General features: G+C 68.3%; 7 protein-coding genes and 1 CRISPR repeat array (1 of these 8 cut by a window edge). All 7 genes read left to right on the top strand.

All coding sequences use genetic code 11. From position 1 onward, the window contains the following. Positions 1-1064: direct repeats of the CRISPR family, unit length 29 nt; unit sequence CTGGTCCCCGCGCAGGCGGGGGTGAACCG (it extends 1345 nt beyond the left edge of the window). Between the two features lie 285 nt (positions 1065-1349). Beyond that, positions 1350-2849: an IS21 family transposase gene (istA, locus tag AB5J87_RS37165; protein WP_369383172.1), complete on the top strand. Its 1500-nt coding sequence runs from the start codon at positions 1350-1352 to the stop codon at positions 2847-2849. Between the two features lie 60 nt (positions 2850-2909). Further along, entirely contained in the window at positions 2910-3683 is a 774-nt protein-coding gene (gene istB, locus AB5J87_RS37170) for an IS21-like element helper ATPase IstB (RefSeq protein ID WP_369383173.1), read from the top strand. A gap of 341 nt (positions 3684-4024) precedes the next feature. Continuing rightward, entirely contained in the window at positions 4025-4705 is a 681-nt protein-coding gene (locus AB5J87_RS37175) for a CRISPR-associated endonuclease Cas3'' (protein WP_369383174.1), read from the top strand. Beyond that, the gene (locus AB5J87_RS37180; RefSeq protein ID WP_369383175.1) at positions 4642-5907 is read left to right on the top strand and encodes a CRISPR-associated helicase/endonuclease Cas3; all 1266 of its coding nucleotides are present in this window, start codon (positions 4642-4644) and stop codon (positions 5905-5907) included. The genes AB5J87_RS37175 and AB5J87_RS37180 overlap by 64 nt, the downstream gene beginning before the upstream one ends. Positions 5908-6485: 578 nt before the next feature. Beyond that, positions 6486-9218, top strand: coding sequence for a CRISPR-associated endonuclease Cas3'' (locus tag AB5J87_RS37185; protein WP_369383176.1), 2733 nt, complete (start codon positions 6486-6488; stop codon positions 9216-9218). A gap of 65 nt (positions 9219-9283) precedes the next feature. After that, complete coding sequence (gene casA, locus AB5J87_RS37190; protein ID WP_369383177.1) at positions 9284-10894, top strand: type I-E CRISPR-associated protein Cse1/CasA; 1611 nt, start codon at positions 9284-9286, stop codon at positions 10892-10894. A 27-nt stretch (positions 10895-10921) separates the two neighbouring features. Further along, the gene (gene casB, locus AB5J87_RS37195) at positions 10922-11596 is read left to right on the top strand and encodes a type I-E CRISPR-associated protein Cse2/CasB (protein WP_369383178.1); all 675 of its coding nucleotides are present in this window, start codon (positions 10922-10924) and stop codon (positions 11594-11596) included. The last annotated feature ends 3 nt before the right edge of the window (positions 11597-11599 follow it).

Consider the following 11599-nt stretch of genomic DNA (forward strand, 5'->3'; position numbering starts at 1 on the left):
GTCCCCGCGCAGGCGGGGGTGAACCGACGGGGTGCAAACCGCCCATGCGGGATCACCCCTGGTCCCCGCGCAGGCGGGGGTGAACCGACGCTGCCCCTCTCGGCGCCCGTGACGATCGCCTGGTCCCCGCGCAGGCGGGGGTGAACCGCCGTCGGCCTGCACCTCCCCGACGGCGGACGGCTGGTCCCCGCGCAGGCGGGGGTGAACCGTTCCCCCACGGCGGGAGACCCGGATGCCCGGACTGGTCCCCGCGCAGGCGGGGGTGAACCGCCGCCAGGGTGTGGGCACGCGCGTGGTCGAGCCTGGTCCCCGCGCAGGCGGGGGTGAACCGTTCGCGACCGACACGTTCCAACTGACCACGACCTGGTCCCCGCGCAGGCGGGGGTGAACCGAGCGATGAGACCCGAAAGTCGTCCGGGAGGGCCTGGTCCCCGCGCAGGCGGGGGTGAACCGACGGGCCCCACGCGCCCATCGGGGCCGGACAGCTGGTCCCCGCGCAGGCGGGGGTGAACCGAGCTGGATGTGACAGCCATGCCGTCGGCGACCCTGGTCCCCGCGCAGGCGGGGGTGAACCGTCCGGGCCGGTCTCCAGCGCCCCCTCCGAGCACTGGTCCCCGCGCAGGCGGGGGTGAACCGCCTGTTCGGCCCGCCGACACCTCTCCCTCCGCCTGGTCCCCGCGCAGGCGGGGGTGAACCGGTACGACCCGGACACAGGCGTCCTGATCGACCCTGGTCCCCGCGCAGGCGGGGGTGAACCGGTCGAGGGTCGCACCAGCGGCGAGTACGTCAACTGGTCCCCGCGCAGGCGGGGGTGAACCGCTCGACAGCGGGGCCGCGTACCTCGACGCCGCCTGGTCCCCGCGCAGGCGGGGGTGAACCGGGGCAGGCGGTCTTCTTTGATGGCCGGACGTCCTGGTCCCCGCGCAGGCGGGGGTGAACCGGTCCAGAACCGGGGTACTGGGCCTCAGTGGTGCTGGTCCCCGCGCAGGCGGGGGGTGAACCGATCCGCGATGCCCGGTCCAACTGCATCCGGGCCTGGTCCCCGCGAAGGTAGGGGGGTGAACCCGGGTGTGACGTATGCCTTGCGGCAGTTACGAGCGCTGCTCCTCGTGCGGGCGGGTGGGCTGGTCGGGTTAGGCACGCTATATCTGATTTATGTGTTTACTGGTGACGGCGGTCGTGGCAAAGTCCAGGTGTGCGGCCAGTTGAGTCCAGGCTGATGGCCACCGGAATTCCAGGTGGATGGCCGTCTGACCTGTGGTGTTCCTGATCGCTTCCTTATCTGAAGGAGACCCCTCCGTCCGGTTTGCTGGTGTTTGCGAGCATCAGCAGTCGGTCGGAGAGGTCCTGTGACGAAGTCTGACAGAGAGATCATGGAAATCCTTGAGGCGTACGACCTGACCGGGACGGTCTGGTCGGCGGCGGCCTTGGCGGGACACGATCCGAAGACGGTCAAGCGGTATGTCGAGGCCCGCGCCGGCGGGCGAAATCCTTATGAGCGGAAGCCGCGGCCGAAGATGATCGACGCATTTCTGGAGAAGGTCGAGGAGTGGGTCGAGCAGTCGAAGGCGACGATCCGCGCCGACGTGGTCCACGAGAAGCTGGTGAAGATGGGCTATCGCGGCAGCGCACGCTCGACGCGGCGGGCGGTGAACGCGGCGAAGACGGCCTGGAAGGCGGGCAAGCGCCGAACGTACCGGCCGTGGATTCCCGAGCCGGGCCGGTGGCTGCAGTTCGACTGGGGCGAGGGCCCGCGGATCGCGGGGCGGCGGACCTGGCTGTTCTGCGCATGGCTGTCCTGGTCGCGGTTCCGGGTGGTGATCCCGGTCTGGGACTGCACGTTGGGCACGTTGGTGGCCTGCCTGGACACCACGCTGCGCCGGATCGGCGGGGCACCGACCTACGTACTGACGGACAACGCGAAGACGGTGACCGTCGAGCACATCGCCGGGATTCCGGTGCGGCATCCGCAGATGGTCGCCGCGGGCCGGCATTACGGCTGCCAGGTGGTCAGTTGCGTCCCTTATGATCCGGAATCGAAGGGCGGAGCGGAGGCCACGGTCAAGATCGCGAAGGCCGACCTGGTGCCCACAGATGCGAACCTGCTGCCCGCCTACGACACCTTCGCCGAGCTCGCGGATGCCTGTCTGGCCTGGTGCAATGCGGTGAACTCGCGTCGCCATCGGGCGACCGGGCAGATACCTGCCGACCGCCTCGACATCGAACGCACCACGTTGCATGTCCTGCCCATCGAGCCGCTCGCGCTCGCGCTGGGCGAGGAACGCTTGGTTGGTTCGGACCGCACGATCAGCTTCAACTCGGTGCGCTACTCGACCCCGCCGGGCTATACCGGCGCGAGGGTGTGGTGCCGGGTCGTCGGCGACGAGCTCTCCATCACCGCCCGCACCAACTCCGGTGACCTGGCGGAAATCTGGCGCCACCAGCTCTCCACTCCGGGTGTCCCGCAGATCATCGACGAGCATTACCCCGACCACCCCGACGGCCGCAGCATCCACCAGCCCAGACTGCAGCCCCGTTCGGAAGCCGAGATCGCGTTCGTGGGCATCGGCCCCGGCGCGGGCCGCTGGCTCAAGGAGGCCGGGCCCGCCGGCGCCACCCGCATCCGCGCGAAGATGGCCCGCGCGGTCGAGCTGGCCACCGTTCTGGGCAACGACAAGGTCGACCAGGCCCTCGGCCTGGCCGCGACCGCCGGACGCTTCGCCGACGGCGACCTGCTCTCGATCCTGGGACACATCGCGGACAGCAAGCCCGCCCGCGAGGTCGTCCGCGCGGACGAGGCCCACTCCGTCCAGAACGGAACCATCGGCTGGCAGGCCCTGGGCCGCTGACCAACTCCCCGCCCAGCACCGCCTTTTGAACTCAACCCCACGGAAGAGAACGGCACCTCCATGAGTTTTCCCAACCCGCCCGCCCTCCCCGAGGAACTCGACAAGCTCATGCGCCGCATGCGGCTGCCCTATATGCGCAAGGCGGCCCCCGATGTCCTGGCCACCGCCCGCGCGCAACGCTGGGACCCCGCCGAGGTCCTGCGGCTGCTGATATCCGAGGAGGTCACCGGCCGCGACGCGGCCACCCGGCGGCTGCGACCGCACTCAGCGAACTTCCCCACCGGCAAGACGCTGGGCTCCTGGCGGGCCGAGGACTCCACTATCCCCGAACCCACCCAGAACTCCCTGATCACCATGGAATGGATCGGCCGAGCCGAGAACTTGGTGATCGCTGGGCCGAGCGGCACCGGGAAGAGCCACTTCACCGAGGGACTCGCCCAGGCCGCGATCGAGAAGGATCTGCGGGTGTCCTGGTTCACCCTGGAGACGCTGAGCGCCGCGATCGGGAAGTCGAAGGTCGACGGTTCCACCGCCCGCACCGTCGCCCGGATCTGCCGGGCCGATCTCATCGTCATCGACGACATCGGGCTGCTACCGGTCGGCGAGGACGCCGCCGAGGCGTTCTACCGGATCATCGATGCCGCCTACGAGCGTCGTTCCATCGCGGTGACCAGCAACATTCACCCCTCAGGCTTCGACACGATCATGCCGAAGACCCTCGCGGGCGCGAGCACCGACCGCCTCATGCACCACGCTCACCTCGTGACCACCACCGGGGACTCACATCGCCTCGCCGAGGCCCTCGCCGGGAAGGGAGTGGTCCCCTTGAACTGACCCCACCCCGGGAACACCACTGGCCACACGCCTGGGTTTCTGATGGCCACCAGCCTGGACACCTCACGGCCACCTACCTGGGCATCCCGATGGCCGTTGACAACTGGCAGTATCCAGGGGATCGCCCTTTCGAGATGTGAAGATGTGTACAACTTCGGTGCTGCGTGCGGCTGCTGGTGCCGAGGCGGTGAGGGGTCGTGCCCGCGGTGACGTGATGGCGCTCAACTGGCCTTCCGTGAGGCGGTGTTGATCGTGCTCGGGTTCTGGCCTGCGGTGTTGTGGTGTTGTCGGTGGGGTGTGGTGGAGTACTGCCTTGCTGTCGGGCTCGGGTTGGAGGGGCGATGGTCGATACGCGTTTGTGGGGGAAGTCTGAGGGGCTGCCGGCGCCTTATCCGGTGGTGGGGCATTTGGTGGATACGGCGGTGGTGTGCGGGGCGGTGTGGGACTCGGTCCTCTCGATTGCCCAGCGGCGCCGTATTGCTGAGGTGCTGGCGATCGGCCCGGGGCAGGCGCGGAGCGTGGTGATGTTCTGGGCGGGCCTGCATGATCTGGGGAAGATTACGCCGGGTTTTCAGCGGCTTGCTGTCCAGTCCCGGTCTGCTGCCTGCGCCTTCCTGAGCGAGGCGGCTTATGTGGATGGCGTGCTGAGTGGGGATGGTTCAGGGGATCTGCGGCATGAGTACGCCACGCACCGCGCTCTGCCGCAACTGCTCGCGAGGCTGGGTTATCCGCAGTCCGGTGGGCGTTTGGGGCGGCTGCTGCTGGCGCAGGTGCCGCAGCTGCTGGGAGGGCATCACGGCCGCTACCCGGAGGGTGTAGGGCCGCAGGACCTGCAGGATCCGCAGAGGGATACGCCCGGGCTGGGGGCCGGGGTGTGGGCCGAGCAGCGGTGGGAGCATGTGGCGGCGCTGCATGAGGTGCTGGGCCGGCCGGTGGGGCGCTGCCGGTGGAGGTTGCGGTGGTCGTCGCGGGCATGGTCATCGTGGCGGACTGGATTGCCAGTCAGGAGCACGTCATTCTGAGTCAGCACCGGAGCCTGGCCGCCCGTGGGGACTTCGGTTCCCGTACGTCACTTGCTGCTCATGCGCACGGCCTGACGGGTGAGGCCCCGGTCCTTCTGGAGGAAGCGGGCCTTGGTCAGGCGTTGTTGCGCCGTGGGACGTTCGCCGAGCTGTTCCCTGAGATCGCGCGCCCTTTCGGGTTGCAGGAGAGTGTGGAGGCGGGACTGGCCGGGATGGTCGATGGTCCGGGGATTGTGCTGGTGACGGCGCCGACGGGGGAGGGGAAGACCGAGACGGCCCTGTATGCGGCGTCGCTGCTGGGCGCGGCGTGTGAGGCGAACGGGCTGTTCTTCGCGCTGCCGACGCAGGCCACGGCCAATCAGATGTACGGGCGCCTGGTCCGGTTCGCCGAGGGTAACCTGCTTGCATCGGCTGGTCTGGCTCTTGTGCATGGCGCTGCCGACCTCCACGAGCCGTACAGCGAGCCGCGTGTGCTGTCTGAGCCCGAGGGGACCGGCCCAAAAGGGGAGGTCTGCGTCGAAGCGAGCCGCTGGCTGCGCGGGCGGGGCCGGGGCGTCCTCGCGCCGCTGGCTGTGGGCACGATCGACCAGGCGTTGATGGGGGTGCTGCCGCTGAAGCGTAATGCCCTGCGCCACCTGGGCCTGTCGGGCAAGACGGTGATTGTTGACGAGGCACATGCCTTCGACGCCTACACGCACGCCTTGTTGGTGCGGTTGCTGGAGTGGCTCGGTGCGCTGGGCGTGCCGGTCGTGCTGTTGTCGGCGACCCTCACCGGGGAGACGGCGCGCGGGCTGGTGCAGGCTTACCTGGCGGGTGCGGATCCGCGCGCCTCCCGCCGCGAGGTGCCTACGCCCGCTTATCCCGGCTGGCTGTTCGCGTCCGCGCGAAGCGGCAGAGTCATCGCACCCGCCACGCCTGTACGCAGCGAGCGGGAGCGTGACCTGCACGTCGAGGTCCGGCCCGTCACCCACACCTACGACCCGGCCTGCCGGGACGGCCGGCTCGCCGTTCTGCTGGAGGTGCTTGACGGCGTGGTGGCTGGTGGAGGCTGTGTGGCGGTCATCTGTACGACGGTCGCCGAGGCCCAGCGCACTTACCAGGCACTGCGCACTCATTGGCGTATGCGGTTCGGCGAGGAGTACGCAGGCTGGGATGACGCGTCCGCGCAGGATCGCTTAAGCGAGGACCCACGGGCGGGGTGAACCGGGCGGGCGGAGCTGTAAGGGCGCGCCCGGACCTGCGACTACTGGTCGAAACGAAGCCTGGCAGGCGTTGGGTCGCCTGGGGCTGTGCGGAGAACGATGGGCCTGTGGGACATTGCCGTGATGCAAGGAGGTGGCGGACCCCTGGGGTCCGCCACCGTTGGCTCAGAAGAGCCAGCTGACGAGTTCGCTGATCAGGGCACGGAGTACCGCGCTGATCACGAGGCGGGAGACCTCGAGGAGGACCTCGCGCCGCTGGACGAACTTCCGCCGGAACCTGGACACTGTTTCTCCATGGCGCAGACACAGCCGAGGTTGCGCCACATCCCTCGAGAGGGTCGTGCGTTCGTCTCGGTGTGCCGTCGGCTGGAGGGGCAGTGGGATTCCGTGTACCCCCCAGGGAGACGTGCAGCAGTAAGTACTCTACGCGCAGGACGAGTTCACGCGGCTACGGTTGACTGAATTCGCCTTCGTCGGCCCTCGCGGGGCGCGGCAGGACGACGAGTTGTTGCAGGTCAGGGTCGCTCTGTTGCGTTCTGCAGAGGTGCACCGGTACTGAACCCTTGACAAGGAGCGCTATGCGCCTGGATGCCCGCCTTTGGGGCAAACATGCCGGTCTGGGCAAGAACGCTCACGGTGCAGATCATACGCATCCTTTGATCTGTCACTTGCTGGACACGGCAGCCGTTGCCGAACTGCTCTGGGATGAACTGCTGACCACGCATCAGCGGAGCCTGGTGGTGGAGGCGTTGCAGGTTTCGCCGGGGCAGGCGCGCGTGCTGGCAGCATTCTGGGCGGGGCTGCATGACATTGGGAAGATCAGCGTGCCGTTTCAGCTGCACTCGAACGGACCGAAGCATGCGGACGGGAGGCTGCAAGCCCAGGAGCTGAGGGGAGAGCCGGGGTACGGGTTCGGTGCTGGTGCCGCGCAGGACAGGCAGTCGCACGAGGGGGCTGCGCACTGGTGGCTGGTGGGGGCCTTTCGGGAGAGCGGCTATCCGGACTCGAGGCGGCGTCCGCAGTCCCGGCTCAGCCATGCGGTGGCCCAGCTCCTCGGCGGGCACGGTGGCCGTTTCCATCCGGTGGTCTACGACAAGGATTCGAGGTGTCCAGTTGCGCGTCACCCCGGTATGGGCGCGGGCAGTTGGGAGGAGCAGCGCCGGCTCCACTTCACGGAGGTCCGCAGAGTGGTCGGGGCGACCTCGGTTCCGCAGGGGCGGATGACACCGGAGGCGGCTGTTGTCCTGACGGGGCTGGTGACCTTGTCGGACTGGCTGGCCAGTATCGAAGAGGAGATCCTGACCCGGCTCAGGGACGAGGGATGGGCTGGAACTCCCGGAGACCTGGATGCCTACTGGCAGATCGCCCGCACGGCGGCTCGCCGTCTGGTGCAGCAGGCGGACCTGCTCGGGACGGGTTTTGCCCGGCCGTCAGAGTGTGCGCAGGGCGCGGGGGAGGCGGGTTTGGGGGGGAGCATGGCTCGCCAGTTGCCTGATCTGGTCGCCGAACATGGCCCGGGCCTGGTGGTCGTGACGGCTCCGCCGTCGGAGGACCGTACCGAGGCGGTCCTTCGCGCAGCGGCCGTCCTTGGACATGCCGCGAATGCACGGGGCCTCTTCTACGCCGTGCCGACCGGTTCAGCCGCCGACAGCCGCATGGCGCAGGTGCACGCGTTCGCCGGGCAGGCGCTGACCGGGCCCCGGCGGTCGCTGCTGCTGCACAGCTCTGCGCGATTGAAGCCGGCGGAAGCCGCGGAGCAGTGGGCGCACGTCAACGCAACCGGGGGAGTCAGTGCGGAGCCCGGTGAGGAGTGGGTCCTGACGGCAGACAGCTGGCTCAACTCCCATCACCGCGCGCTGTTGGCTGCGCTCGGCACGGGGACGGTGGACGAGCTTCTGCAGGCTGTCATGCCGGTGAAGTTCAACGTCATGAGGCTCTTTGCCCTTTCCGGCAAGGTCGTTGTGGTGGATGAAGCCCATGCCCGTGGCGCCTGGGGTCAGAAGCTGATGCTGCGGTTCCTGGAGTGGGCTGCTGCGTTGCGGATACCGGTTGTCCTGGCCGCGACGGCTGCGGATATGTCCGTGGATGCGATGCTGGCGGCCTACCGCCGGGGCGCAGGCGGTGGTCAAGAGCCGGTGGTGAGCCAGCCTCAGCCTCGCTGCTCGCCGGGGTGGTCGTTCGTGGATGCCCGCTCCGGAGGCGGGCACCTGCCTCGGCAGCCTGCCGGCACGGGCGGCCGCACGCTCGGTGTCAGAGTCGTTGACGGTTCACCCTATGCGGAGATCTGCGCGGCTCTTGCACCGATGGTGACGGAAGGCCGTGGGCGGGCCGTTGTCTACCGGTCGACGCCGGCGGAAGCCGTCCGTACGTTCCAGCAGCTCACACAGGATCTGCCCGGCCTTGATGCGACCCTGGTCCATGACCAGATGCGCAACAAGGACCGGTGGAGGCGGCTTGCAGTCTGCCGGAACGCCTTCGCCCCCCACGGCGGAGTCACGGGGCCTTCCGTGCTGGTGACGACGCCAATGCTGGAACATGTCGGGGGTCTGCACTTTGACCTCGTCATCTCCGGACTGGCACCGCTCGCGGACTTGCTGGCCCGTGCGGCGCAGAGTGTGAGTGATCGGCCACGGCTGGTGGTGCTCCGTGCGGACAACGTGTCCGCACGGGACGAGGCGGCGCTGGTGCGGCGCACTGACCTGATCCTGGGGGCCGGAAGGTCCATTTCGCTGCCTGGAGAACTGCCCTTGCTCCTGGATGAGGTGTATGCCGACGAGCTCCTCGACGGGTTGGGGCAGGCCGCGGCGCGTGAGCTCCAGCAGCTCGACCATGAGCGCGTGGTGCGGGAGCGCAGAGCCAGTGGTACTGCGGGTTGGCTGGCGGTGCCGGGGCCGCGGGAACTCGACGGTGATCTCGGTCTGCTGAGCCGCGGTCTGCCCGGTTTGGAGCCCGAGCTGCTCTCGTCCGTGCTCGGTGAGGAGATGGTGCATGTGGTCTGCCTCTTCCCCGGCCCCAACAAGCAGGGGCAGGAGGTGTACCTGTTGGAGGACGGCGCCCTGGAGCAGCAACTTGATCGCCATCCCAGGGGCAGAGCGAATCCGGGTCAGCTCGTCCCCTATCTGATACCGGTGCCGAAGCGGCTTGTCGAGGGGGTGCAGGGCGATGCCAACCGGGCCTGGCGCAACATGGCCGCTCTGCGGAATGTTCTCCGACTAAACCTGATGCGGGAAGACAGTGCATGGGTGTACATCAGCCCGAGCCACCGTTTCTGCATGAGTGAACTTGGCCTGAAAATCGATCCGTTGCCCTAACCGCCCACGCCGCTCGGGGACGTCCTTCTACCATGCGGAGGAGGTCCGACCATGGGGGGAGGGGCGTGTCCGCGCCTGTATCCAATCTGATTGAACAGCCATGGATTCCGGTTGCATGGCTGGAGGGGAAGTCAGGCCCATCGCACGTGGGCATCAGGAGCCTGTTCCTGCACGCCCGAGAGATCCGCACGCTGCTGATCCCGGAGGCTCCGGCTCACTCTGCGATGCTGCGCTTGCTGTACGCGCTCACGGCCCGGATCACCGCGCTGGACGAGGCCGGTCCCGGAAGCTGGGGCGATCGGCGGGAGGAAATCCTTGAGCAGGGTCTTCCTGAGCAGAGCATCGACCTCCCCGACGGCCGCAAGGCCGGCATCGCGGGCTACCTCGGCCAGTGGACCCACCGATTCGACCTGTTCGGTCGTGATCGCCCCTGGATGCAGGACCCCCGCCTGCCTGACCAGTGCGACAGGAACCGAACCGCCGGGGTCCACAAGCTGGTCATGAGCCGGTCTGCGGGCAACAACCATTCCTGGTTCGGGCACTGGAGCCATGACCAGCTCGTACTCCCCAGCCTTTCGCAGGCGGCACTGTCGTTGCTGACCTGGCACTACTGGGGATCCCCCGGCGGCCTCTCGAGGCGTGAGGTCGGCCAGGTGAGCCACCATTACGCGAAGGCTTCCCCACTGCGCGGTGCGCTGTCGTATCACCCGGAGTGCGACAACCTCTTCCTCACGCTCCTGGCAGGTCTGACACCGCCGGACGGCGGTGTCAGACGGCAGAGCGACCTGTGTCCCTGGGAGCGCGATGACCTCCCGGACCCGCTTCAGCCGATGCCCGAGCCACAGGGTCCCTGTTCCCGGCTCACCGCCTGTTCGCAGCACGCTCTCCTGCTCGTCCCTGACGAGGATGGCGAGCACACCGCCGACGCGTACATCACCTGGGCCTACGACACCGAACGCATCCGGCCGGAAGACGATTACCTGATCTGGGACATCGGCAAGGACGGGAAGACCTTCCCCCGGCCCGCGCGCGCCTCCCGATCTCTGTGGCGGGACATCGACGCCCTTCTGCTCAAGCAGCTGGACGACTCCAGCCCCATCCAGCCGAGGGTCATGGATCACGCTTTCGACGTCAGCGAGTACTTGCGCGTACGCGCGCTCGGCTTTGAACAGGACACCAGCCAGGCGGTGAACCACCAGTACGTCGACTCCACGACCCCGGTTCTCCTGACCCGGGTGGAGGAAGACGTGGCGAACATAGACCTGCCCGTGCGTCAGCTCCGCGAACTCGGCGAGCTCTTCGGGGGCCGGCTGGAGCAGGCCACGAAAGAAGCCTGGCGGAAGTACACGGATGACAAGAAGAACGATCCGGGAGCATGGCTGGACGCAGTCGCGGCACGGTACTGGCCGTCGGCGGAGGACGAGTTCTGGTCACGATTTCGGCAGCTGACCCGCTCTGACGGTCTCGAGGGTTCCGGCTTCGATTTTGACGCCACATGCAGGGCTTTCGGGCGACATGCGCTCGATGCCTACGAGATGGTGACCGACTCCGTGACGCGCACCGCCCGAGGCGCGAAGGCTGTCGCCAGGGCGAAAGCGATCATCCTGGCCGCCCTGAAGGACCCACACAAGGCGATGGAGCAACCGCAGACGACCCGGGCGGCCAAGAAGTGGTGACCGTCGTCCGCCGACCCGAGGACAGGTATGACCTTCCCAGCCCCTGAAGCGAACCCGCACCAAAGGAATCGTGCTGCGTACGCCGCATTCACCGCAGATGTCGAACGCCTGTGCCGCACCGACCCCGGCGCCCGCGCAGCGCTGCGCGCGGGACTGCGCCGCGATCTGAACCACCCCCGCGCCCGCGCCATGCACCGGCTGCTGACGCCGCTGCTGCCGCAGGGGTGCGACGACAGGGCAGCGCAGGCGCATTACACAGTGGCCGCCCTGATCGCGGCCCAGCCCCGGCACGCCTTCGCGACGGAGCAGGAAGACGACGAAGACACCGCCGACGATGTGGAAGCAGTGACGCAGCAAGTGCTTCAGGAGGACGGAAGCCCGGACGAGAGGGCCGCCGCGCCCGAGCCCGCCCCCTACGGCCCCTCGTTCGGCGCCACGCTGGGCCATGCCGTCATGGCGAAGGGCGCCTCCATGCGGATGAGCGCTGCAGAGAGCCGCCTCAATCTCCTGACGCGGCAGAGCCTCCGCGGGATCCACCTTCACCTCCCTGCCGCGGTGAACCAGGTACGCACCACCGACGCCGCCATCGACTGGGGCCAGTTACTGACGGACCTCATCGACTGGCCCTACCGGTCCGGGCGCATCAGCCGCCGCTGGCTGCAGGACTTCTACCGGATCACCGCCCGCGCCGCTCAGGACTGAACC

Source organism: Streptomyces sp. cg36 (assembly GCF_041080675.1).
Classification (GTDB): Bacteria; Actinomycetota; Actinomycetes; order Streptomycetales; family Streptomycetaceae; genus Streptomyces.